Here is a 25,567-nt window from a genome sequence, read left to right as displayed (position 1 = left end):
GATTGATTTATGCTCCTTCTATTAATGTGTCTGCCAAATCTCGATGCGGCAATGAGTCAATGAACTGCTCATAAGCCGCCTGCTCGCCAGTGGGTTGGAAAGTTGCTTGTGTCAGTTTACCACTTTCAAGCGCTTCATCCGGTACGGTGATTGTCGCCGTCACGGTTGCGTTCCCGATGAGTTCGATCCAGTAACGCTCGTGATCATGATGAACCATCGTCTTCACCATGCCGCCTGGATTATACACGGTATTCACGCGTTCAAATGCCGCCTCCTGGGGATGAGTCAGAATAAACGCTAAGGTCGTTGCGGACATCCCGGTGCCACATGCATTGGTAAACCCGACGCCGCGCTCATAAGTCCGGGCAAACAAGGTGTCCTTACCTAAGATTTCGGCAAACGTTACGTTAACCCCTTCCGGAAAATACGGATTTTTGGCATTTAACATTTTACCAATTCGCTCCAGATCAGGACTGGCCAGTTCTTCTTTAGACACAAATGCAATTAAGTGCGGGTTGGGTACTGCCACCGCGGTAAACTTCAAACTAGGATGAATAGCCGGCAAGACAGTGTCAACGATGCGGTCAACGCCAAGATTGGCAAATGGCAAGTCAGCGGCGGCAAAACTGACTGGCGAAATTTCAACTGAATATGCCGGAACGCCGGAAGCTAATGGCGACTGTTTTGCAACGGCCAAGTCGGCAAAATCCGTATGCACCTTGAATGCTGATTGACCGGTTTTTTCACTTAGATAGCGGGCAACTGTCCGTAAACCATTGCCACACAATTTAGCCAGGCTGCCGTCAGTATTCACCACCGTCATTTTTCCAGCAGTCCCGGGCGCATCCGTTATTGCCAAAACGCCATCCGCTCCGCCTAACCAGCCAGTTTGGCGATTCGTCACCTGCTTGGTAAAAGCTGCCAGTTGGCTTGTGGTCAATGGCTGTTTCAATTGCGTTTCATCTAATAAAAAGAAACTATTTTCAGAGCCATGAACTTTTTGTAATGTCACCATACTCACTGCACCTCCAAGCGCTGATTGATCGGAATGAAAAAGGCGTTATAGATGGCCTTGACTGCCCGATTCGCCGATTCCCGCGATGTGCCAAGCATCAGTGAAATCTGGGAGGCCCCTTCATTAATCATTGACACATGCACCCCGGCACTCGCTAGCGGCTGCAAAATCGTCTGAATCAATCCGGTTCTTTGTGCCATCCCTTCACCGACCACCATGATAATCGCATAATCGTCAATCCACTTCAAAACGTCCGGGTGTACAACTTCCTGAATTTCAGCACAAATGGCCTTACGCTTCGCCTCTGTGAGCTGCCGATCGTCCAAAATAATGGTCAAATCGTCAATCCCGCTTGGCATATGCTCATAACTGATGCCATGTCGCGCCAAAACCTGCAGCAGCTTGAGCGTAAATCCGACTTCCTTATTGAGTAAATAACGATGCAGATAGATCGCCCCAAAATGTTGCGAGCTGACAATGCCGGTAATCGCATGTTTCGGCACAAAATGTTGTTCCGGGACAATCATCGTCCCAGGGGCAGAAGGATGATTCGTATTTTTTAAATTAATCGGAATCTGTCCCGCAATGGCCGGTAGAATCGCTTCATCATGAAAAACGCCAAAGCCGCCATATGATAACTCCCGCATTTCCCGATACGTCATTTCTTGAATCATCTGCGGATTTGCCACCACCCGTGGATCAGCAGCCGCAACGCCATCAACATCAGTGAAATTTTCATACAGGTCGGCATGAAACCCGTTTGCTAAAATCGCACCGGTAATATCCGAGCCGCCACGTGAAAAAGTAGCAATATCGCCGTGACTGGTATAGCCATAAAATCCCGGTACTACCAGCACACCAAGCGGCCGCCGAAATGCCGCCAAACGATCGTAAGTTTCACGTGAAACCTCAGCGTCATTGGGATGATCCGTTACAACAATTCCTAATGTTTTCGGTTCACCATACGTGGCTTCGATACCTTCGTGATTCAACACCGCCGTCATGAGAAAAGCATTTAATTTTTCGCCTCGTGCCTTGAAGCCAGCCATTAGGTAGTCGGCATTTTTAAAGCTGGTATTCGGTAACTGGTATAGTTCGTTTTCGATTTTTTCCACAACTTGCGCGTCAAGGTTGAACGCCGTGGCAATGGCCTGATACCGAGCCACAATTTCAGCAACGATTGCAGCCGTTTCACCCTGCTGCAACACCGCTTGGGCGTACTTGATTAGCAGGTCTGTCACCTTGACATCGCCGGGATGCCGTTTACCAGGCGCACTGGTTACGATAACCTGCCGGGCAGGATTCGCCTTCATAATCGCCACAACCTTGGCAAACTGCGCTCCATCTGCTAATGACGAACCGCCAAATTTTACGACACGCACGATAAACTGCCTCCCTAACCCCATTTTCCAGTGTATCCTTGACGCCAACAACCTTGCCAATCACCAACCGACAGCGATTGCGTAAGTGATTTTCATCTGGCATCAACAGACGGCAATGCAAATGAGAACTCTGTCATTTTATTCTGTACTTTAACAGACTCCCAGAGAAACACAAGCCCCCACCATCCCGCCAAAACAGCATTTTTTGACGCCATTGCATAGTAATAATGAGCTTAAAAATGTTTTTAATTTTTTGCTAGGTATTGGGGTGACGGATTGAAAGTGGGTTGTTGGGAATCAGGCTGTCAAGATGGTTCTTTGGCATACAGTCACACTGTTCGCGCTGAAGAAATAGAAAGTAAGCGTCAGCCACCATGTTTGAGGCTCTTATATTTGGTCTCTGAGCAAGGTACTCTCGCTCACCATAACGCGCTCCCCGGCGCAGAAGTCTGCGTGTAAGGACCTTAAGCGCAATGGCCAAGAGCGGGCCATCACCGTCTAAGGGCACTAGTTCGCTTTTACTCCCATAACGCGCTCCCCAGCGCAGGAGTCTGCGTGTAAGGACCTTGGGCGCAATGACCAAGCCCGGGCCATTACGCCTGAGGCCACAAGTCCGCTTTTACGCCCATAACGCGCTCCCCGGCGCAGGGACCTGCATGTAAGGACCTTGGTCGCAATGGCCAGACCCGGGCCATTGCGACCAAGGCCACTTACACTCCGGTCCCTAACCGCGCCGGCTCGCGCTCACAAAAATTTGACGCGTACCGTTTTTTATTATAATGTGGTGTTAAACAGATAGAGGTTGCAGCCAACATGACTAACCGAATCGAGCGAGATCCTTCGTGGTGACATTCGGTGAAAGGGGCGGTTGCCGAAATGGGTGATCCGGGATCGGTGAGCCTGTTGGGCCAGGATTGAATAAATCCTGTACTGTCGCTTAGGTATCTAAGCGGGGCGCTATCATTCAAGTAGATTGCAAGTTGGGATCTTTTTGTTTGACGCGCGGCCAAACAAAAGGGTCCCTTTTCGTTTGCCGTTGCCCTGCCATCACTCGGGAGGATGAACTGAATGAATTTTGCCACAAATCACGAAGGTCAATTAACGATTGGCGGGATTGCTGCCAGTCAACTTGCCCACACTTTTCAAACGCCGCTTTATGTTTATGACGTTGGCGCCATTCGCCATCAGATTCGGGCGTTCAAGCAGGTTTTTGAAACGGCGGGAGTCGCATACGCCGTTAGTTACGCTTCCAAGGCGTTTGCTACCATCGCGATGTATGAGGTCGCCAAAGCCGAAGCCATTCATGTCGATGTTGTTTCCGGTGGCGAGTTATACACGGCTCAAGCAGCGGACTTCCCCATGGAAAAGGTCAGCTTCCACGGTAATAACAAAAGCAAAGCCGAACTGGAACAAGCTTTAGACGCCGGGGTTGGCACGATCATCGTTGATAATTTTCATGAATTGGACCTGCTTGACGAGTTGCTAAAGGCGGCCGTGGGCAAGCAAAACGTCTTGATCCGGGTGGCACCGGGGATTAGTGCTCATACACACGCTTATGACCAAACCGGCCAAACCGATAGTAAATTTGGCTTTGATCTTGAAAGCGGGCAAGCCGATGAAGCAGCCAAGCGTATTCTGGCGGATGATCATCTTAATTTGCTGGGTATTCACGCCCACATTGGCTCCCAGATTTTTGAAGTCGCCGGGTTTGAAGCCGTCACCCAAAAGCTGCTGGCAGTCCTTGATCATTGGCACCAGCAATTCAGCTTCACCCCTAAAGTCCTCAATGTCGGCGGCGGTTTTGGGATTGCGTATACCAAGCAGGATGATCCACTACCACCAGAAGCTTTTGTGCAGGCGATTGTGACCACCCTGAAAACCCAAAGCCACGGTTTCAACTGGCCATTGCCTGCCGTTTGGATTGAGCCGGGCCGTTCGATTGTCGGTCCTGCCGGCTACAGTCTGTATACGGTCGGCAGTCGCAAAGATGTCCCGGGCTTGCGGCCTTATGTTGCGGTTGATGGCGGCATGGGCGACAATATCCGCCCTGCCCTTTATCAGGCTCAATACACCGCTGTGGTTGCGGATCACCCGACTGCCCAGCCCACAGAACATGTCCATTTAGTCGGAAAGTATTGTGAATCCGGCGACATTTTGATTGACGATGCCCCGCTGCCAGCCACACAGCCAGGCGATGTGGTTGCCGTTTTCGACACTGGCGCATATGGCTACTCGATGGCGTCCAACTACAATCGCAACCCGCGTCCAGCCGTTGTTTTTGTCGAAGATGGCCAGGCACAGTTGGTGGTCACGCGTGAAACTTACGCCGATTTGATTCAACACGATCAGCACTACACCGCTCCAAGTCAACCAGCGCCGACATCAACCGCCACTACTGCCGCAAAAAAATAGGAGGCCATCATGGCACAACTCAATACCGAAAAAATCATTTCAACCATCGCAAACAGCAAGAAAACCACGCCGGTCAAAGTGTATCTCAAAGGCAAATTAGCCGACTTGCATTTTCCTAAAAGTGTCCATGCATTTATTGGCAAACACACCGGCACTGTCATCGGTGACTGGGCAGAGATTCAGCCCGTTTTAAAAACCGCTAAACTGGATGATTACTATGTCGAGGCTGCCGGTCGTAACACCGGGGTGCCATTATTGGACATCAAAACAACCAATGCCCGTATCGAGCCTGGTGCGATCATTCGCGATCAGGTGCTGATTGGTGACAACGCGGTGATCATGATGGGCGCGATTATTAACATCGGCGCGGAAATTGGTGCCGGAACCATGATTGACATGGGGGCCGTGCTTGGCGGCCGCGCCATTGTCGGCAAACATTGCCATATCGGCGCGGGCACAGTGCTTGCCGGCGTGGTGGAACCGCCGTCAGCTAAGCCGGTGACAATCGGTGATCACGTGATGACCGGTGCCAATGCCGTTGTGCTTGAAGGCGTGACCGTGGGCGAAGGGGCTGTCATTGCTGCGGGCGCTGTTGTCATTAATGATGTTCCTGCCCATACAGTCGTCGCCGGTGTCCCAGCCAAGGTGATTAAAAAAGTCAACGATCAAACCGAAGCTAAGACGGTGCTGCTTGATGAACTCAGAAAGTTGTGACATTTAATGAAGGAAGCCGAACTCATTGCTATTCGCCGCCAGCTCCACCAAATCCCGGAATTAGCGCTGCAGGAAAAAGAAACCCATGCCTTCCTGCTCAAAACCATCCAAAGTTTTCCGCAGACTTTTCTTACCATTCGTACCTTACCGAAGTTACCAACCGCCATTCTAGTCAAAGTCACTGGCTCCGATCCGCAACGCACAATCGGTTATCGCGCCGATATGGATGCGTTACCGGTCACCGAAGCAACCGGTTTGCCGTTTGCCTCGCATCATCAGGGGATTGCGCATGCATGTGGTCACGACATGCATATGACCGTGGCACTTGGCGTTCTCAGTTATTTTGCCGTTCATCAGCCAAAGGATCATCTGATTTTCTTCTTCCAGCCGGCTGAAGAAAGCAAGAATGGCGGTAAACTGGCTTATGACATGGGCGCTTTCACCGGTGAGTGGCAGATTGATGAATTTTATGGCCTGCATGATCGGCCTGACCTGCCTGCTGGTACGATTAACACGCGGCTCGGAACGCTTTTTGCCGGCACCACTGAGATTAACGTTGATCTAATCGGTAAAAGCGGTCATGCAGCGCTACCGCAAAATGCTAACGATATGATCGTCGCAACGGCCAGTTTCATCAGCCAAATCCAAACGGTTGTCGCTCGCAATGTCGGCCCCACCGATAGCGCCGTGATCACATTCGGCCTCATGCGCGCCGGAACCATCCGCAACGTGATTGCCGGCAGCGCCCATCTAGAAGGCACCTTGCGCGGCTTCACGCAAAAGCAAATTAATTTCTTACAACAGCGAATTCGGGATATCGGTCAAGGCATCGCGGCTAGTTTCAACTGCGAAGTCAAAGTCGATTTGAATCAAGGCGGTTATTATCCCGTCGAAAATAATCCGCAACTGACAAAAGATTTCATTGATTTCATGCAAGCCGACCCAGCCGTAACCTTTGTGCCAACCGATCCGGTCATGACCGGTGAGGACTTTGGTTATCTATTAAACAAAATTCCTGGCACCATGTTTTGGCTAGGCGTGAATGATCCGGATTCGCAGTTGCACGCCGCTGACTTTTCACCAGATGAAGCAGCTCTAGCGCCAGGTGTGACGGCTATCATTCATTTTCTGACGCATCGGATGGCGGAAGCGGCTGAGGATCTTGATTGATAGCGTGCAAGGACAGTCACGGATCTTTTGGTGATGGCTTGCCGATTGGATTCAACATGACGCGTTTGCTGGCATAAAAGGCGGCTTACGCTTTCGATAACGCGTTCGCCAGCCCAGAAACCTGCGTGTAAGGACCTTAGCCGCAATGGTCAAAGCCCGACCATCACGGCTAAGGCCACTTACACTCCGGTTTCTAACCGGGCTGGCTCACGCTCACTTTAACGCGCTCCCCGGCGCAGAAGTCTGCGTGTAAGGACCTTAAGCGCAATGGCCAAGACCGGGCCATCACGCTTAAGGCCGCTTACACTCCGACTTCTAAACGCGCCGGCTCGCGCTCAGGGGGTTTTTAAATGCAAAGAGCAGAATTAATCACCGCGATTGTGACACCGTTTAACGACCGCGATGAAATTGACTATGATAGTATGCAACGGTTAGTCGATCATCTCATTGATCAAGGCACTGACGGGTTTGTGGTTGGAGCTACGACGGGTGAAGGGCCTACGTTGAGTCATGATGAAAAGATCACCCTTTACACCCGTTTTGTGGCCATGGTTCACGGGCGCGCACTCGTCATTGCCAATTCAGGGTCTAACAACACCCGCGAAACCACTGATTTTACGCATGAAGTCGGTGGAATTGCCGGAATTGATGCTACTTTGGTTGTGGTTCCGTATTACAACAAGCCGGATCAAGATGGCATGATCGCGCACTATACCACGGTTGCGGCAAGTGCGCAAAAACCGATCATTATTTACAACATTCCAGGGCGAACCGGCGTAAACATGTTACCGGAAACCGTGGCAACGCTGGCACAAAACCCCATGATTCAAGGGATCAAGCAGTGCGGCAGTCTGGCAGCACTCAGCGATATCATCGACCGAACCAAACACGATGCCTTCAATGTCTGGACCGGCGAAGATGCTCAAGCGCTGACGATCAAAACACTGGGCGGGATGGGCGTTATTTCAGTTGCCTCCCACCTATATGCCCATAGCATCCGGGAAATGTATCGTGCGCTCGATCGCGGTGACATCACCACTGTAGCTGCATTACAACGGCAACTGTTACCGAAAATGGCCGCGTTATTCCATTTTCCATCCCCAGCGCCTACCAAAGCCGCACTTAATGCTTTGGGATTCAAAGTCGGCAGCCCGCGTTTACCGTTACTGCCATTAACAGCGGCACAACAACAGGAATTAGCCCATCTATTAGGGGTTCCGGAACTATCAGCAATTGAAGCGGAGGTGCTTGCATGATTCACGTTCTTGTCGCCGGTTTTCGCGGTGCCATGGGTCAAAAAACAGTCAAAATGGTTCAGTCACAAAAAGATTTCGCATTAAGTGCCGTTTTTGATCCGAAAGCAATTGCCGCTGATGCCCAAAAATATGGACTACCAGCTGATACAAAAGTGCTCACGAGCTATGATCAGCTCAATCCCGACATTGCCGATGTGTGGGTTGATTTTACCAACCCCACTGCCGTCGCTGCCAACATTGAAGCCGCGATCAAAGCCGGCATTCACCCGGTCGTTGGCACAAGCGGCATGACGCCAGCCGATCAAAACCGCTTAATCGAACTCGCCCAAGCCCGTCATCTCGGCGGTCTAATCGCCCCAAACTTCGGCCTTTCCGCGGTTCTCTTAATGAAGTTCGCGCAGGAAGCCGCCGCCTACTTCCCTGATGCCGAAATTATCGAAATGCACCATCAGGATAAGGCCGACGCTCCATCAGGCACCGCCATCGCCACTGCGCACAAAATCGCCGCCGGACGCACCCAAAAGCCCTTGTCCACCATCGACAACGACGCCCGCGGCCAACGCATTGATGACGTCCCGGTCCACGCCGTCCGCTTACCAGGTTACATCGCCCACGAACAAGTCCTCTTCGGCGGTCCCGGTGAAGCCCTCACCATCTGCCAAGACTCCTTCGATCGCCAAAGCTTCATGCAAGGAGTCGCCGTTGCCATTCGCAAGGTTCAGGCAGCGAATCATTTGGTTGTGGGTTTGGAAAATTTCCTGTAAACAAAAAGAACGCGCTGACGTCCAACTTTAAAAAAGCTGGGTCAGCGCGTTTTGTTTTATCAAAAGACGTCTCAGGATCATATTTTTGTACCTGTCACTTGATAAACTATGTAACCGGGTTGGCAGTCGCTATCCTTGCTAGTTATTCCTTTGGCCGCGTCTCTGCCAGTTGTTTCAGCACTTCCTTCAAAGTAGGCGCCTCGGAATCTTTTTTTGAAATTTGCGCTAAATTATCAGGCTTAATGGCGATCGGCCACTCAATCCCCAAATCAGGATCCAAAGGTGTTAGTGCCACACCGGTCATTCCCTTTTGCCATTCGTTGTCGAAGAAGTAAAGATATTCCGTATCATCGGCAACCGCCTGAAACCCATTGCAAACGCCTTGAGGAACAAAAACCTGCACACCTGGCGTTAAACGAACCGTGACAACGGAACCCAAAGTAGGACTGTCCCGTCTTGTATCCACATAGGCACCAAATGCTTCTCCATGGGCAACCGTGACGAGCTTCGACATCGCTTCACCATGCAACCCTCTAACAGCCCCGCGCTTAGTCCGGGTCAAATTGACCTGTTTCCAAGCCATATTAGGGTTTACTAACACTTGCGAATGCTGGCTCTGGCGAAACAACTCTCGAACCGTTCCGCGCTCATCCGTCACCATCTTCACATGAATAATCTTCAACCCATCAATTTCGGATGATGCGGATGAAAAAGGAACAACTTCTAATGTCATAAGCAATCCACTCCCTTTTTAAGGTATTAATAGCGCAAACCGCTCTTACTTACAAGAGCAACTATATGTTTTAATTCGGCTAACACCTTGATACAAAAAAACTGCACAGATGGTCATGGCATGGGAAAGAACGATAAACATGACTGTTAAAAAGCGCCGTCAGGGAAATTCAACTATGATTACAGTTTCCGCGTCATTTAATATTGGTAAAAATGTTGAATATTAGCCTATCATTGCCGAAAATGGTGTCATCAGTCTGTTGTCTGTTAAGCATAGTATCTTCGAAAGTAATTCCGACTACGATTTACGTAAAGCAATGATGGAAGAAAGCATCGACGATAATGGCATTTTAGTGGAACGTCTGGGATGAATAACGAGAATCAAAACCCCCTTTTAGAATCGAGTTATCTATTCGCAAGATAAGTGGTTACACCATTTTGACTGGCTTGATCAGTTGTGACTATATTGCACGTTCAGGAAAGATTGCTAACCACGCCAGCGTCCGAGAACGGTACAAGCAATGGATGCGGTCAAAGTTGTGTCCTTGGCTTGATTAATTGACAAGCTGACAGGGCGAGTCGCAAATAAATATCTAAAGATCATTTGCAGTATTGAGTTTTTCAAGTGTGAGATTATGCAGTACATTTAACCTAAAATATTACGCTCGCTTGGCTTGAAAAGGCTGGATCAGTGTGGTTTATTTTATCCAAAGCCGTTTAAGTGTCACATTTTGATAACTGTTCATTAATTTGTGCTGCCTAGCTTAAATTGCTTCTTTAAGTGCACCTTTCATACTTGTACTAACATCTCAACTCGTGTATATGTCCTTACAAGGAGGGTCTCAACATGGACACAAAAAATCAAAATGACCGTGTTCTTGGTGAAGATGGTACGCTAAAATACGACCCAAAGCGAATCAACCTTTGGCACACGAAGCGATCAAAGAAATTACTTTAAAGCAATGAAGGAGCAACTTGGTATCGTGTCGGAGGAACCTTCACAGGGCAAAGAGGTATGACCAAAACTATTCCAAAAGCAGCGCCAAATGAACTATTATTGCCCATTTAGGATTCAAAAACTAACCTGTTTGAAACAGCGAATTATATCTCCCCCTCATTGGCAAAAGAACTCAAGCAAGCGGCCATTGCAAACCTGCTAAAAATGCGATGGCTACTTTTGAGTTATTTTAAAGACAAATATCAGTCACAGAAACCCCCCCAAATATTTATGATATTATTAGAAAAAGATAGTATCCACAGCCAAAGTTCAACTATAATTAGCCACATACCATAAATCCACGCCACTTGGAGGGATCACTGTGAAAAAAGCAGCCACTATATTCGCCATCCTTTTGGGCATCGGTATTTTCGCCCCTCAGCAAGCAGCGCACGCCCAAACGCAATCGCCACAAGCAACCAAAGTGCAAGTAACCACTGTTCATGACGCTCTTAAGTTAACTTTTCAAGTCAAACCCAACACTAAATACTCGCTAAAAGATCTGAATAACCAGCCATTAGCCAGTGGTAAGGCAACAAAGAAAACCGTGACGCTGAAAAAGCTTCACGCTACATCGACAAAATTAGTTTTAAAAACAACCTCCCGCCAGCGCACAAGCAAAAAAGTCATCACTGTTCCATCCACATACCCTATTCCGCACAGTGCCATTACTAGCAAGCCCGTCGCGATCGGTCGCAAAGTTGCTTACTACGGGCATAACAAACAACTATTATTCACGATTAAGTCCGCCTACTTGCCAAACATGCCCGAAAATAAAACCGGGATCTCGCTAACTTTCCATAATAACCATTACGCCATTCCGCTTAGCTTTTCACCGAGTCACTTCACCGCATCCGCGAATAATCAGAAAGTTGCCATTGAAACACCATCAAACCTACCTGTTATCAACACGAGCGAGGAAAAGACGATCAATCTCATACTCGATGTACCTAAGGGAAAAGCTGCTGACGGCGTGCTCGTATTTAGTAATGCCGATTTAACTTTACCTATCAATTTCTTCTTTTAACCGCACGATCGCCCTTAAGCTTCATGAGGCGCGTTATTTTCACCACCACCCAAACTCCGCGCTAATTGTGCAAAGCTAGCTTGTGCCCATTGCTGGATTTCTTCTGGGGATTCCGGATGCGCTTGGACTAGCCAAAGCCGCAAAATATTGGTGAGTCCCCCAAGTGCAAAGGCCATGATGTAGTTGACCTCTTGATCCGTACCTTGCGGATGCCACGGCGCCGGAAAGTCACGATAATGCGCGACTGCATTTTGTTGCCAGACGCCATTCAACCGATCGAACAGACCTTGTCGAATCAACAACCGGACAAGGTCTTTTTGTTGCCACCAAAATGTGAAAAAGTTTTGCATCGTGGTGGCAAAACTAATCGGAGTTTGATCACGCGTGGCCGCTTTTAAACTTTTGAAATAATCATCTGCTAGTTGGCGGCACAGATAATCGATTAAATCATCCTTGGTTTTAAACGCACGATAAAAGGTTCTTCTTGATAAATCCGCTGTTTGGACAATTTCCGTAATCGAAATATCTTCAATCGCCTCATCCTTCATCAACGTCACTAATGCATCCACTAACCATTGTTTTGATTGGCGCGCCATGCGTTGTTTTCCGTTCATGTTCTCCGTCTCCTAACTGACACAAACACCATCAATTTGTAGCACTTGTCACCAAACCCTTGTTGCTTATCTTTAGCCCCAGTATACTCAAAGTGCTTTCGAAAGTCACACATGTGTCACATATACACAAATGTAGCAGATGAAAGGATCTGATGCAATGACGCGCTTGACTAAAGTACTTTGTTTTATTGGCCTGACGATTGCCATGTTTATGGGGACGTTGGACACGACTATTGTGAATATTGCGATTCCCAAAATTATGACCGAGCTTCACGGTTCACTTGCGAACACCAGTTGGGTCATGACGATTTACACACTTGCCATGTCGGTTTTTATGATTACGGCTTCCAAAATAGCGGATCGTTATGGTCGTAAAAAAATCATGTTACTGGGTCTGGCTCTGTTTGGAGGCTTCTCTGCCGCCTGCATGACCGCACCCTCGCTACCCGTACTCATTACATTCCGCTTTTTTCAAGGTCTTGGCGGGGCCATCATCACGCCAATCGTGTTACCGATGGGCATCGAAGTCTACGGAAAAGAAAAAATCAATCAGGTCGCTGCGTTGGTCGGTGCTGTTACTGCGCTGGCAGCTGCCGGCGGACCGCCCATTGGTGGCATCATTTTACAAATAGCTTCTTGGCGGTGGATTTTTGGGATTAATATTCCGCTAGCCATTCTCGCATTTTTACTGGTTACTGTGTGCGCAAAAGAATCGTATGATGAATCACTTGCCGGCCGGATTGATTTCCCGGGGTTACTGTTACTGACAGCTGCACTTGGCGGCATCACGTTTGGGCTGTTGGAAGGTCGCCAATACGGCTGGACTTCACCACTGATTTTGACCAGTTTAATTGGCGGTGGGATAGCACTCATTGTCTTTATCATGACTGAAAAAATGGTTCGGCATCCGTTACTGGAGCTCAATCTTTTCCGGGAAAAAACGCTTAGTGCGTCCAGTGTGATTTACTTCATGACCGGTTTTGCCTTAGTTGCACCGAGCTTAATCCTGAATTATTTTCTGCAAGACGTCTTAGGAGATAGTCCCTTACACGCTGCTTTGATCATTATCCCCGTTTCACTGACCATCATGATTGCCATGCCGCTTGCGACTCGACTGTTTGCCAAAGTCGGCGCGATTCCGGTCACACTCACCGGTATGCTGGTGATGGCAGCCAGTCTCTTCCTGCTTTCGCTCATTAAAACCGACACCGCCACCGCACTCATCGTTGTACTGCTCATCATCAACGGGATGGGTTTTGGCTTCGCTTCGGTCTCGTTGGTCGCCTCGGTTCGCTACCTGCCAAAAAACAAAAGCGGCATCGGCTCTGGAATCGTCAACGCTGCCCGCCAAATCGGCACCTGCCTAGGCATCGCCGTTCTGGTAACAGTGCTGGATACCAATATCGACACAGCTAAGACCCAGATTCACCATGCCAGCGATCAAATCGTAACGGAAAAAGTGCTCTCACCCTACGTCAAAAGCGTGGCCCACCAGCAATTAAGGAAAGTTTTCGCCGGCTCATCCACGCCGACAACTCATCAGCAACAAAAAATGAAACAAGTCATAGCTCAAGCAGCAAAAGTGAAAACCAATCTACCCAAACCCGCGACAGGAACTGATCTGCGGCGACTATATGATGCCAGTTCCGCGTTACGCCACGCTAATATCAAGGTCACAACTGGGCTAACCGCTTTAACGAAAATGATGCAACAAAGCCACTCACCTCTGTCAGTGAGTGTCACCAAACTGGCCACCGGTGCCACGACCATCAACACGAACCAGACCGCCTTTTTAAACGGCATCAAACAAATTGCACAGAAGCAAACGCTGCAAACAACTTTTCAATCAATAACGCACCGTAAAAATACCCAGTTGTCACGCGCGTTTAGTCACACTTATCTTGCTGGTGCTCTAATTGTCTTATGTCTTTCCCCTGTTGCGCTCTGGACGGATCGGCGGCAGTTGCGTACTAAAAGTATTTAAAACGATATCGTCCCTGTGCGAGTCTCACTATTTTCAGAAACAGAGGAAAACTGGCCGGTGCCGAATACACGCAGGTAAATTAAAAGTGTTGACATTTTTATGAACATTCTCTAATATACGAATCAATCATTAATATTTCGTCCATGAAAAACCGTTGATGTGGAGATCAAGATCATTGTGCGCGCACAGAGAGTTGCCGTTGCTGAGAGTGCAATCGAACGCAGATGATTAAATGGACCACGGAGGGTTCTCCCGAAAGCTTGCGAGTACGGGGAAACGTCAGGCATACGTCAGTTGTCGGAGGGATGTTGGTCCCTCGCTAAGCGTGATCAATCGGACTCTTTTTTAGACAATCAAGTTAGACTATTTGTCGAAGACTCGAGCGATCAAACTAAGGTGGCACCGCGGAAAATCCGTCCTTAACTAGTTTTTAGTTATGGGCGGATTTTTTTGTGAGCGTAAGCCAGCCTGGTCAGAAACCGGAGTGTAAGTGGCCTTAACCGTGATGGCCGGTCTTTGGCCATTGCGGTTAAGGTCCTTACATGCAGGTTTCTGGGCTGGCGAACGCATTATGGCGACTGCAAGCGCGTTATGAAGAAGCACGTCAACAACAACCACTCATCTCAACGATCAAAGGAGGTCCCCCAAAAATGAAACAAACCAAGGAAATCAAACGATGGCCATTTTCGCTTAGCCTTTTTTCTCAACAACCAAGCCACTGTCACAACCAAATTTGGAGGGATCGCCATGATCAAACAAGCTATTGAAAAAGTCGTCAACCACGAAGATTTAACGTTTGAAGAAAGCCAAGCTGTTTTGGATGAAATTATGAATGGCGAGGCGTCTGAAGTGCAAACTGCTAGTCTACTAACGGCGCTAACGGCTAAGCGACCGACGATTGACGAAATTGCCGGTGCGGCAGCTTCTATGCGGCGGCACGCACTCGCTTTTCCGGAAACCAAGGATGTTTTGGAAATTGTCGGAACCGGTGGCGATCATGCCAACACCTTTAATATTTCCACCACCAGTGCCATTGTCGTTGCGGCGACCGGTACGCCTGTTGCCAAGCACGGTAACCGCGCAGCTTCATCAAAGAGCGGTGCCGCCGATGTACTTGAAGCTTTGGGCTTGGATATCAACGAAACGCCGGCTGTCAGTTATCAAAGCCTGCAGGAAAACAATTTGGCTTTTCTGTTCGCGCAGGAATATCACAAGTCGATGAAGTATGTCGCTCCCGTTAGAAAACAGCTTGGTTTCCGAACTATTTTCAACATTCTCGGTCCGCTGGCGAATCCGGCTCACCCAACGCGCCAACTGCTTGGTGTCTACGATGAAACTTTGCTGGAGCCGCTAGCCAACGTCCTGAAAAAGCTCGGCGTCACCAATGCACTGGTTGTTCATGGTCGTGACGGCCTTGACGAAATGACAACCGCCGCGGAAACAGCTGTGGTTGAACTAAATGCCGGCCAGCTCACCCAATATACGGTGACGCCAGAACAATTCGGCTTCAATCGCAGTCAGCGCGCCGATCTGGTCGGTGGGACACCTGAAGAAAATGCCCAAATCACGCAAAATATTCTCGCTGGCAAGCACGGACCGCAACGTGACATTGTCATACTAAACGCCGGTGCTGCCCTGCATCTGGCTCATCCGAAACTGAGCATTCAAGACGGCATCGCTCTCGCTGCGGAAACGATTGACGCTGGGAAGGCACGTGAAGAATTAAATCACCTGCTCGCCTTTTCTGCCAAACGTAAGGATGTGGTGGCATGATCTTAGATGATCTCGTCGCAGCAACCAGAATCCGCCTTGCTCGCCGCCAACAACACCAATCCTTAACTGAACTAAAACGTATCGTTGCCCATCAACCACCGACCACAAAATCAGACTTCCTCACCACCTTAAAGCAGCCTGGTTTGCAAGTTATCGCCGAGGTCAAAAAAGCTTCGCCATCAAAAGGAACGATCGTGGCGGATTTTCCTTACATGGCGATTGCTCAAGCTTACGAGCAAGCCGGCGTCGATGCTATTTCCGTCCTCACTGAACCTGATTACTTCAACGGCCATCTTCGCTATTTAAAGACGATCAGCCAACAGGTCTCAGTGCCGACATTGCGTAAAGATTTTACGATTGATCCTTATATGATTTACGAAGCCAAGGCAAATGGTGCGTCCATTATTTTGCTTATTGTTGCCATCTTAACTGATCAACAATTACGCACCTTCCGCCAACTCGCTGAGGATCTCGGCATGCAAGCCATTGTCGAAGCCTACACCGCCGAAGAAGTGACCCGTGCTTTGCAATCAGGCGCAAAAATCATCGGCATTAATAACCGGAATCTGAAAAATTTTCAGGTTGATTTTACAAACAGTCTGAAACTACGCGCCATGGTTCCTGACTCGATTCCTGTTATCGCCGAAAGCGGGATCCAAACGCAACAAGATGTCGAAAAGTTAGCTGCAGCCGGTTTCAACGCCGTCTTAATCGGTGAAACCCTCATGCGCTCCAAGCACAAGCGGGAATTAATTACGGCATTCAGGGGGATTTGAAAAATGGTAAAAGTGAAAATCTGCGGCTTAATGCATCCCGAAGATATTTTAGCCATCAATGCTGCTCAAGCGGATTTCGCCGGGTTCGTTTTTGCTCCCGGACGGCATCACGTCACCCTGGAACAGGCAGTGGCTTTACGCAAGTTACTCCATCCTGATATTCAACCAGTGGGCGTTTTCGTTCATGAATCGGTCGCCGATATTCTGGCGATTTATCAAGCCGGCGCCATTGAAATTGCGCAGCTGCATCGAACAAGTACACCAACCGAAATTAAGCAGCTGCAACACGCTGGCCTGCAAGTCATCCAGGTCTTTGAACGCCAGGCAATTGACTTAACTTCACCGGCTGATTATCTCATGGTCGACAGCGGAAAAGGCAGTGGCCAACTGCTCAATCTAGTGGCTATTCCACACATCGCGCGGCCACTGATTCTAGCCGGTGGTCTGACGCCGGAAAATGTTGCCCGTGCCATTCAAATCGTCCACCCTACTATCGTTGACGTGTCCAGCGGCGTTGAAACTGCCGGTCACAAAGATGCGCACAAAATTCATCAATTTACTCAAAACGCAAAAGAGGAAATCACTTATGAAAACACTAAATGAAACTGCTCAACCTACAAACCGCGCCGGCCGCTATGGCAACGACTTTGGCGGCCAGTATATCCCGGAAACCTTAATGACCGAACTCGAAAAAATCACCGCGGCTTTCAACACTTTAAAAGACGACCCGCAATTCAAAGCCGAACTCAACGATTTGTTAGTCAATTATGCTAATCGACCATCGCTACTGTATTACGCCAAAAACATGACCGAAGACTTAGGCGGGGCCAAGATCTATCTCAAACGTGAGGATCTCAATCATACTGGTGCCCATAAAATCAACAATGTTATCGGACAAGCCTTACTCGCCAAGCATCTAGGCAAAACCCGGTTAATTGCCGAAACCGGCGCTGGCCAACACGGTGTTGCCACCGCCACGATCGCCGCTTTGATGGGCATGGAATGTGAAATTTTCATGGGAAAAGAAGATACTGACCGCCAAAAGTTAAATGTTTATCGCATGACATTGCTCGGCGCCAAAGTCCATTCTGTCACCAGCGGCTCGATGGTGCTTAAAGACGCGGTCAACGCTGCCCTTCAGGAATGGGCCAGTCGCAGCGATGACACCTTTTATGTGCTCGGTTCTGCCGTGGGTCCAGCACCATTTCCGGAGATGGTCAAACATTTTCAAAGCGTCATTTCCATTGAATCCAAGCAACAACTGCAGGCTAAAGAAGGACAGCTGCCGGACATGATCGTAGCCTGTGTCGGTGGCGGCAGTAACGCCATTGGCAGTTTTGCCGCATACATTGATGAGCCTTCTGTACAACTGGTCGGCGTTGAAGCCGCTGGTAAAGGCGTTGATACGGCGCGAACCGCTGCTACGATCGAACGCGGCAGTGTCGGTATTTTCCACGGCATGAAATCCTTATTCATGCAAAACGAAGACGGTCAAATCGATCCGGTTTACTCCATCTCTGCTGGTCTTGACTACCCCGGCGTTGGCCCGGAACACGCCGCCCTCGCCGAAGCAGGCCGCGCCCAATATGTTGGAATCACCGATGACGAAGCGGTTCAGGCATTTGAATACATCGCTAGACAAGAAGGCATTGTCGCGGCGATCGAAAGCTGCCACGCCATTGCTTACGTTGAAAAAATTGCCCCAACCATGGCCAAGGACCAAATCATCATCTGCACCTTATCCGGCCGCGGCGATAAAGATGTTGCCAGCATTGCCAAATACAAAGGAGTTGACGTTGATGAGTAATTTAGCTGCCATCTTCAAAAATCATAAAGCTTTCATCCCATTTGTCGTTGCGGACGATCCGGACTTCGATACCACTGTCAAAAACATTGTTGCCCTTGCACATGGCGGCGCGGATATTGTCGAATTGGGCATTCCCTTTTCTGACCCGGTTGCGGATGGACCAGTGATTCAGGCTGCGGACCTGCGCGCATTTGCTGCCAACGTGCGCACCAAAACCGTTTTTGAAATCGTTGCGGCAGCGCGGAAGGAAACCGCGGTGCCGATCGTGTTTCTGACTTACTTAAACATCGTCTTCAAGTACGGCTACGATGCCTTTTTGAAGCGTTGCGCCGAGCTAAAAGTTAGCGGTCTGGTGATCCCCGATTTGCCATACGAAAGTCGCGCTGAAATTGTGCCGTTTGCAGAAAAGTATGGCATTGATATTATCCCGTTAATCACGCCGACTTCTGGCCACCGGATCGAAAAAATTGCCAAAAGTGCTTCTGGTTTCATCTACGTGGTTTCCTCTGTGGGCATCACCGGTGAACGGGACGAATTTTTCACTGGTCTAAAAACGTTGGTTACGGAAATCAAACGCTATACTGATGTGCCAACAGCAATCGGATTCGGTATCCATACCCCGCAACAAGCCCAAACCATGGCGTCGATTGCGGATGGCGTCATTATCGGCAGCGCCATCGTGGACATTGTCGCCAAGGAAGCGCAAAACGCCCCCGCTGCGATTGAGCAGTTTACAAAGGCGATTCGGGCAGCGGTTGATACGCAAAAGCAAACCGAGTCTGTCGTTAGTAGGAATGCTTAAATGTTGTCTGATTTAAGTAGACTTGATCCGTAAAGTAGCCACTGGCCAAAAAGATCGCAATACTCTCAAACCGAGTACTGCGATCTTTTTCATTTTTATTGATTTACGTTCTAAGCAACCGCTTCTTAAGCATTCAGTTAAAGCAACAAAAGAGGGCGGAACGTAATATCAATCGACAATAAAGCATCTTGCTAAACCAAAGTGGCACAGTAAGACGAACATTCCTCACTTCTTGTTTTTCTTAACATTTTCGATTAGCCAAAATATTCCCGAAAAAATAGCAGGGATGGCGATCACCGGTAAAAAATAAGCACTGTTGCTGTAAAACGAAGCCCAAAAAAGCACTACCCCATAAATAACAAACACGAATACCCAAATAACTTTTCTAAGCAGTGTCATGTTCCATCCTCCTCGCCATAAATTGAGATGGACCCATTAACTGGTAAATAAAAGCATTCTGATAATATAACGACTCGAATGCAAAGTAAAGGAGAAAGACCTAGGAGGACTGTAAGAGTCATTCAATCTCCTCTTTGAACTTAATCTCAGTCTATGGGATTTCCAGGTAATCATTCAACACGCTTCACTTAATAATGATGGCTAAGAGTTGCCATAAAACTTGACCCACTCGGATTTAAACTTACTTAACTCCGATCCTGATCAGGGAAAATCTTCTGGAAGTTCAACGCCGCCCCAATTAGATTGGCATCATTATGAAAATGGCAGCATTTGACGACCGGCATGATTTCTTCAATGCCTTCTTTTTTTAGTTGCTCAAATAACTGCCCTGAAAGCTCAGCTGCTAATGTTGGCTGCCGAGAGATGCCGCCGCCTAAAACAATCATTTCCGGATCGAATAGAACTTGAAGATTATAGAGGTTTTTTGCTATGGTCTGATACATTTCATCCAACGCCGATTTTGCAAGTGTGTCCCCTTTTTCGCTTAACTCAAAAAGCATTTTCCCATCAACCGAACGATTAACTTGTTCAGAATAAGCTTGCGCGACTTTGACCAAAGTTCCGGTTTGACTAAAGATTTGCTGACTCTGACTTTTCAGCAGGCCGATTTCCCCACCATACAGATGGCTTCCCTTGTACAGTTGCCGCTTAACAAAAAGTGCGCCGCCTACTCCTGTGCCCAGAACAACAAAGGCAATATTTTGTGCTTCTCTGCCGACGCCTAGTTCTACTTCGGCTATCCCTGCACAGTTGGCATCATTCTCGATTGTCACCGGCAAGCCGAGCTGTTGTTCGAATTCATCAAAAATCGGCCGTTGATGAATGTAAGGCACGGCGCTGATGCCTAGTATTTTCCGCTTTTCTTGGTCAACTGCTCCTGGTGCGCTGATGGCAATGCCTGTTAGCGGGCGCTTGGCATCGCGGATAATTTCGGCCATATTTCTTAGTAATTCATCAAATGTGACAGGTGTTGGAAAAGCGTTGACTGGGCTTAACTGCTGATGCTCCCAAATGCCGTGCTTAACCGTGGTTCCGCCTATATCAAATACCCCTAGACTCATTGGTCACCTCTAAAATCCATTGTTTTCACTGACCTGCTTCATCCAGCGGCCGCTTTTCTTCATTGATCGTTGGCCTGTCGCTAAATCCAGCCGATAAAATCCATAGCGATTCTTATAGCCGTTTAACCACGACCAGCAATCCACAAACGTCCAAGCATGATACCCAAAGCAGTTGCTGCCTTCGCGGATACCTTGGTGCAAATAGTTTAAGTGTTCTTTCATAAATGCGATGCGATAGTCGTCTTGAATCTCGCCGTTATCCGCCATAAAAGCTTCTTCGTTTGCGACCCCCATACCATTTTCGCTCACGTACCATGGCATGTTGTGATAGTCGTTTTTCATCATCATGGCAACATCGTAAAGCGCTTTGGGATAGATTTCCCAGCCGCGATGAGGATTGATCTTTTTGTCGGGCCAATCATACGGCTGATAAAAGTCGGCCGGCATTTGCGCAGGCGTTTTGGGAGCTGTTGGTGCCTGAACTCGGCGCGGTTGGTAATAATTTAAGCCGATGAAATCCACGATATGGTCTTTAATCAGTGCCTGATCTTCGGGTTTCGTCACTGGTAGCAATTCATTTTCACTTAACAACGCAACTAGATCATCCGGAATGGTCCCCAAAACTGCGGGATCCAGGAAACTACGCGTGTTCAGGAGATCCGAGCGCCGAGCTGCCAACATGTCCGCAGTTGCTTCACTTTTGGGATATGTCGGTGAAATATTCAAAATGATTCCGATCTCACCAGACGGCAGCGTGTTTCTAAACTTCGCGACTGCTGCTTTATGTGCAAGCAAGTTATGATAAGCCACCTGGACAGCCCGCTTAAAATCGACTATTGCTGGGTAGTGATACTGATACAGGTAGCCGCATTCCACATGGACAAGCGGCTCGTTAAAGGTTGTCCATTTTTTAACCAGATCACCGAACAACTCAAATGATGTCTGGGCGTAAAAGGCAAAGGCGGCAATGGCTTCCCGACTTTCCCAGCCACCACGCGCCATCAACCACATCGGCATGTCAAAATGAAACAGGTTGATGATCGGTTCGACCCCATGATCACGCATGGCGGTAAAATACTGCCGGTAAAACGCGACTGCTTGTGGGTTGACCGTTTTTCCATCCGGCAAGAGACGGGCCCAGGAAATCGATGTCCTGATTGAATTCAACCCGATTTCCTGCATGCGTTGACAATCCTTTAAATACTGGCCATAAACATCAGATGTGATCGCTGGTCCTTGTTGCTGGTGAAACTTCTCCGGTGCGGTTTGAAACCAGTAATCCCAGATGGTGGCTGATTTTCCGAAATTTAAACTCTGGCCTTCTGTTTGCGGTGCCGACATTGCAGCGCCCCACAAAAAGTTCTCGGGAAATTTCTTCATGCTTCCTCCGTTACTTGTGTAAAATTTGTTCCGACGCCAACCATTGAGAAACGGCATCGGCATATAAATGGATATAGCGCTCATAAACCATATCCAACTGAATCAAAATCGGAATTTGTGGTGAGATATTGCCTAAAGCCTCTTCTTTGGTCAAACTGGCAGCAATAAGCGTCACGTCCGCATGGGCAACAAGTTGCGAATAACGATTAGACGTAATCAGTAGAATCGGTACTTGCCGCTGCTTGGCAATTTTCATCGCTTTCAGCAGCTCTTCGTCATCCCCACGCAAACTCGCCACCATGATTAACTCATCTTGGTTCGCAAAATTGGCAGACATCAAAATCGAATTTTCATCAGCGATTACGCGGACATACTTGCCGACTCGGGAAAACTTGAACTGGAAATCGGCGCCAGCGTAAGAATTGAAGCCTTTACCAAAAAAATGAATGATTCTATGTTGATGCAACCGTTCACAAAAAGCATCAATGACTGCTTGTGAATAATGACTGTCACTGCGGGTTGCAAGCGAATGATAGGCTGCCGTGATCTTTGAGGATACGGATAAATCAGTCGTTTCCTGGTTTAAAGACAGCTTGTAAAGAAAGACCAACTCTTTGTAATTACTCAAACCGATCTTCTTACAAAACCGCGTAATAGAAGCTTTTGACACCGCTAAGTGCGCAGATAATTTATCAATGGTCATCGCCGGTTGTTTACTCAAATGGTAGTCGGCGATCACCTGTTCCACAGCAGTGAAGTTCAACCGACACGACTCGATTAAAATAAAAATATCTTCTGGCATTCGTTTTCTCCTCATTCAACGATATGGACCGTTTTAATTTCACCCGGTTTAAAGGTGCCTAGGAGAATCGTATCATCTTCATAGGTTTCAGTGACAGCATGACCCCTTAGATCTACAAACGTATACCGCACATCACGCAAGCCTTTGATAGTGCCGCCGTCCACTTCCCGGTTAAGATCCGGATTATAAACCCGAATATCAAAGCCCGGTTCGTCGTTACTTTTGCGTAATGAGCTGAAAACCAGCGTCTCACTGTCAAGCGTCATTCCTTTTGGTGTTGGCACTTGATGGCCTAAAGGATTCGAGACAAAATACTTAAGCGTTGTGGTAAAGCGATTCAGGTCTTGGATCTGGTAATACGGGCTGCTGATCGCATAGTCGAGATAATCTTTTGCCAAGCTTGCTGGCTGAAAATCGTGATCTAACTGCAGTGCAAATTTGAAGCGCATTTTCTTTTGCAATTGGCTATCTGGTGTCGGAATGGCTTTAAACTCATTGCCTGAAGCCACCCCTGGCCGTCTTAGCAGATCCGGCCGGCCGAGATAACCAACCGAGCGAAACAACGTCAAGGCCATCGTTTGAAACTTTTCGCCGATGAATTGATACTCTTTGATCCCCTTGCTAAAAACCGTCCAGCTGGTTGTCGCATCATGACTGTTGACATACGTCAGCATCGGGAAAATTGCCGTTGGTTCTTCCCGCCAGCCCAGTTGTTGCCAATCGTCAATATGAGGATCCTCAACCGCTCGCTTCACCGTACCAAACGGCGTATCCGAATAGGAAAAAGCATTCTGATTCGGCGTCTCAATCAACACCCGCATCCGGTGATCACACGCATGATTGTCGAGCTCCAAATGAAATTGAAGCTGGCGACTGCCTTTTAATAGTTCAATCGTCAATTCATAAGGGCTTGCCTGGGTTCGCTTTTTAGTTTGGCGTTCCTTTAGGTCTTTGGCAACTTGCCACTCACCGGTAATAATGAGTTTTTCCATTAATTGGTTGCGGATCATGTGACAAGTAGCACCATTCAAATTGAGTCGATACCGATCATCCACATAAGGTGGCGAATAATCATAGGTATCGCCTTCATCCCCGCTATCTTCAAACGCCAAAAAGTTCTGATAGACGGTTTTGCGTTTGCGATCGATTAAGGATAGTTCGCCTGCTTTAAATGTCACCTGATACGCATCATTTTCAATCGAAGCGGTCGCGTTTTCGGCTAGCGTTTTATCGGTGAATGTATGATTTTTTTCAACCACCTGATACGCTACAAAACTAAGCGGCGGCACTTCTGCTTCAATCAATAATTCATGAACGTAATAAGCGTTGGAGGGTGCATCCGCCACTTCTTTTCGGCGAATGGAACGATTCGATTCTTTGCGTGTTTGTAAACATTCGACCGGAATCGTCACGCCGTCTTTTTCAAGTGCGATCGCGGCAAAGTGAGTCGATACCTCACATTTTATGACCTTTTTAGTCGTCCACGGCAAGGTATTAAAAATCACCAATTCGCCTTCGGATACCTGAACTCGCGATTCGGAAATTTTTCTGGTGAGGTAATCCACTAATGAGTAAGAAAGCTGATCTGCTTCAACATAGCGCGCAGTGATGATCCGATTCGTTTTGTCGCTATTACACCCGCCGGCAGAGTCATGTGCGTGGTTTTTATTCAGCAGCTTCCAGATTCGATCTAGCAAGCCTTGCTTATACGGGATTCCGCATTTTTCTGCCATCACCATCAGCGGCTCCACTTGATAAATCATGCGCCGTTCCACTTTATCATTTAAGTATTTATGATCGTAACGAGAAGAGTAAATGGAACGATGGATCTTGGAGACTGCACTAGAAATAAATTCGCCGGTGATTGTTGGTAGCTCGTTTTCTTTAATTGCCTCAAAAAACGCCGGGTAATTGCTTTCTTCTAGCTCTGTATCAGGAAGCACTTGGCGATACAGGTTCATGCGATCGCGCAAATTAAAATCAATATACCGTTGATCGCCGCCGACCGGTAACAGTAAATCTGCACCCGTAGCACCGGCCGCAATCGTTTTGACAAGGGCAGGCGCATCATCAGAATAAATCAGACCAACGCCCACAAAATAGCCATCTTTGATATTCGCGGTTAAGACTTGGGAACCATCCTCTGCCTGCCAGTAAAATTCACGCTGCGTTGTCACATCGTCAGGCACCCCGCGCCAAAAGACTGCCTGCTGAATGCCAACCCCATTGTAGATTTTGGGCATGTCTTTACTTTGCCCAAAAGAATCCGGTAAATAGCCAACATTCATGTAGCCACCTAATGATTTTGCTAACGTCATGCCTAGATTCAGATTTCTGACAATTGATTCACCGCGAACGATTAATTCATCGGTTTGCGTATACCAAGGACCAATAGCGAGTTTGCCGCTTTTGACTAACTTCATTAGCCGCTCTTTTTGTTCTGGAAAACTGGTTAAATAATCATCAAGAATACTCATCTGCCCATCCAGCAAATAGTAACTGATTTGCTGTTGCTCTAAGGCTTGCATGACCTCATCCAAATGATAAGCCAACTGCACCAGTGACTCGTTGGCAGTGAAATACCATTCAAAGTCCCAGTGGGTGTGATGGATGACATGAACTTTTCTTTTCACTTCTGCA

The 25,567-nt window shown here is 48.1% G+C and carries 21 protein-coding genes, 1 pseudogene and 1 riboswitch; of the genes and pseudogenes, 13 read left to right on the top strand and 9 right to left on the bottom strand.

Annotated features, from left to right (window positions below):
• Positions 1-7: 7 nt before the first annotated feature.
• Together dapF and ACWP87_RS04255 are read right to left on the bottom strand one after the other, a co-directional pair.
• Positions 8-1,015 carry a diaminopimelate epimerase gene (gene dapF, locus ACWP87_RS04260; protein ID WP_014568952.1) on the bottom strand — a complete coding sequence of 336 codons (1,008 nt, stop codon included), beginning with the start codon at positions 1,013-1,015 and terminating at the stop codon, positions 8-10.
• 2 nt (positions 1,016-1,017) lie between these two features.
• Positions 1,018-2,397 carry an aspartate kinase gene (locus ACWP87_RS04255; protein WP_014568951.1) on the bottom strand — a complete coding sequence of 460 codons (1,380 nt, stop codon included), beginning with the start codon at positions 2,395-2,397 and terminating at the stop codon, positions 1,018-1,020.
• 788 nt (positions 2,398-3,185) lie between these two features.
• Positions 3,186-3,365: riboswitch (Lysine riboswitch) on the top strand.
• Between the two features lie 100 nt (positions 3,366-3,465).
• On the opposite strand from ACWP87_RS04255, the gene lysA reads away from it, so the two are divergent.
• The 5 genes from lysA to dapB all read left to right on the top strand — a co-directional run bounded on the left by lysA (position 3,466) and on the right by dapB (position 8,713).
• The gene (lysA, locus tag ACWP87_RS04250) at positions 3,466-4,809 is read left to right on the top strand and encodes a diaminopimelate decarboxylase (protein ID WP_014568950.1); all 1,344 of its coding nucleotides are present in this window, start codon (positions 3,466-3,468) and stop codon (positions 4,807-4,809) included.
• 9 nt (positions 4,810-4,818) lie between these two features.
• Positions 4,819-5,523: a 2,3,4,5-tetrahydropyridine-2,6-dicarboxylate N-acetyltransferase gene (gene dapD / locus ACWP87_RS04245; protein ID WP_014568949.1), complete on the top strand. Its 705-nt coding sequence runs from the start codon at positions 4,819-4,821 to the stop codon at positions 5,521-5,523.
• A 6-nt stretch (positions 5,524-5,529) separates the two neighbouring features.
• Positions 5,530-6,693, top strand: a complete 1,164-nt coding sequence (locus ACWP87_RS04240) for an N-acetyldiaminopimelate deacetylase (protein ID WP_014568948.1) — start codon at positions 5,530-5,532, stop codon at positions 6,691-6,693.
• A 350-nt stretch (positions 6,694-7,043) separates the two neighbouring features.
• Positions 7,044-7,949, top strand: a complete 906-nt coding sequence (gene dapA / locus ACWP87_RS04235; protein WP_014568947.1) for a 4-hydroxy-tetrahydrodipicolinate synthase — start codon at positions 7,044-7,046, stop codon at positions 7,947-7,949.
• Entirely contained in the window at positions 7,946-8,713 is a 768-nt protein-coding gene (gene dapB / locus ACWP87_RS04230) for a 4-hydroxy-tetrahydrodipicolinate reductase (protein WP_014568946.1), read from the top strand. The genes dapA and dapB overlap by 4 nt, the downstream gene beginning before the upstream one ends.
• Positions 8,714-8,855: 142 nt before the next feature.
• Here the strand turns inward: dapB and ACWP87_RS04225 are convergent, their stop codons facing one another.
• A complete protein-coding gene (locus ACWP87_RS04225) occupies positions 8,856-9,446 on the bottom strand; it encodes a dTDP-4-dehydrorhamnose 3,5-epimerase family protein (RefSeq protein WP_005710882.1) in 591 nt (196 codons plus the stop codon).
• A 139-nt stretch (positions 9,447-9,585) separates the two neighbouring features.
• Between ACWP87_RS04225 and ACWP87_RS04220 the strand changes: the two are divergent.
• Together ACWP87_RS04220 and ACWP87_RS04215 are read left to right on the top strand one after the other, a co-directional pair.
• Positions 9,586-9,816, top strand: a pseudogene (locus ACWP87_RS04220) (AbrB family transcriptional regulator).
• Between the two features lie 948 nt (positions 9,817-10,764).
• Positions 10,765-11,469: a hypothetical protein gene (locus ACWP87_RS04215; RefSeq protein ID WP_014568945.1), complete on the top strand. Its 705-nt coding sequence runs from the start codon at positions 10,765-10,767 to the stop codon at positions 11,467-11,469.
• Between the two features lie 14 nt (positions 11,470-11,483).
• On the opposite strand, the gene ACWP87_RS04210 is transcribed toward ACWP87_RS04215, so the two are convergent.
• Positions 11,484-12,083 (bottom strand): TetR/AcrR family transcriptional regulator, encoded by a 600-nt coding sequence (locus ACWP87_RS04210; RefSeq protein ID WP_014568944.1) that lies wholly within the window; start codon positions 12,081-12,083, stop codon positions 11,484-11,486.
• A 157-nt stretch (positions 12,084-12,240) separates the two neighbouring features.
• On the opposite strand from ACWP87_RS04210, the gene ACWP87_RS04205 reads away from it, so the two are divergent.
• From ACWP87_RS04205 to trpA, 6 genes are all read left to right on the top strand, one after another.
• Positions 12,241-14,067, top strand: coding sequence for an MFS transporter (locus ACWP87_RS04205; protein WP_014568943.1), 1,827 nt, complete (start codon positions 12,241-12,243; stop codon positions 14,065-14,067).
• A 747-nt stretch (positions 14,068-14,814) separates the two neighbouring features.
• The gene (trpD, locus tag ACWP87_RS04200) at positions 14,815-15,840 is read left to right on the top strand and encodes an anthranilate phosphoribosyltransferase (RefSeq protein WP_014568941.1); all 1,026 of its coding nucleotides are present in this window, start codon (positions 14,815-14,817) and stop codon (positions 15,838-15,840) included.
• Positions 15,837-16,616: an indole-3-glycerol phosphate synthase TrpC gene (trpC, locus tag ACWP87_RS04195; protein WP_014568940.1), complete on the top strand. Its 780-nt coding sequence runs from the start codon at positions 15,837-15,839 to the stop codon at positions 16,614-16,616. The genes trpD and trpC overlap by 4 nt, the downstream gene beginning before the upstream one ends.
• Before the next feature lie 3 nt (positions 16,617-16,619).
• A complete protein-coding gene (locus ACWP87_RS04190) occupies positions 16,620-17,219 on the top strand; it encodes a phosphoribosylanthranilate isomerase (RefSeq protein WP_014568939.1) in 600 nt (199 codons plus the stop codon).
• Positions 17,203-18,423, top strand: coding sequence for a tryptophan synthase subunit beta (gene trpB, locus ACWP87_RS04185; protein WP_014568938.1), 1,221 nt, complete (start codon positions 17,203-17,205; stop codon positions 18,421-18,423). The genes ACWP87_RS04190 and trpB overlap by 17 nt, the downstream gene beginning before the upstream one ends.
• On the top strand, positions 18,416-19,225 hold the full coding sequence (gene trpA, locus ACWP87_RS04180; RefSeq protein WP_014568937.1) for a tryptophan synthase subunit alpha: 810 nt from the start codon (positions 18,416-18,418) through the stop codon (positions 19,223-19,225). The genes trpB and trpA overlap by 8 nt, the downstream gene beginning before the upstream one ends.
• 225 nt (positions 19,226-19,450) lie before the next feature.
• Here trpA and ACWP87_RS04175 read toward each other — a convergent pair whose 3' ends face one another.
• From ACWP87_RS04175 to ACWP87_RS04155, 5 genes are all read right to left on the bottom strand, one after another.
• Complete coding sequence (locus tag ACWP87_RS04175) at positions 19,451-19,624, bottom strand: hypothetical protein (RefSeq protein ID WP_005690278.1); 174 nt, start codon at positions 19,622-19,624, stop codon at positions 19,451-19,453.
• Positions 19,625-19,869: 245 nt separating this feature from the next.
• Entirely contained in the window at positions 19,870-20,745 is an 876-nt protein-coding gene (locus ACWP87_RS04170; RefSeq protein WP_014568936.1) for an ROK family protein, read from the bottom strand.
• A gap of 9 nt (positions 20,746-20,754) precedes the next feature.
• The gene (locus tag ACWP87_RS04165) at positions 20,755-22,125 is read right to left on the bottom strand and encodes a glycoside hydrolase family 1 protein (protein WP_014568935.1); all 1,371 of its coding nucleotides are present in this window, start codon (positions 22,123-22,125) and stop codon (positions 20,755-20,757) included.
• 10 nt (positions 22,126-22,135) lie between these two features.
• Positions 22,136-22,927, bottom strand: coding sequence for a MurR/RpiR family transcriptional regulator (locus ACWP87_RS04160; protein ID WP_014568934.1), 792 nt, complete (start codon positions 22,925-22,927; stop codon positions 22,136-22,138).
• Between the two features lie 11 nt (positions 22,928-22,938).
• Positions 22,939-25,560: a glycoside hydrolase family 38 N-terminal domain-containing protein gene (locus ACWP87_RS04155; protein ID WP_014568933.1), complete on the bottom strand. Its 2,622-nt coding sequence runs from the start codon at positions 25,558-25,560 to the stop codon at positions 22,939-22,941.
• Positions 25,561-25,567 lie beyond the last annotated feature (7 nt).

Source organism: Lacticaseibacillus sp. 22, assembly GCF_055413445.1.
Note: the sequence above shows the minus strand (reverse complement) of the source record. Positions and strands in the feature narration are given on the sequence as shown.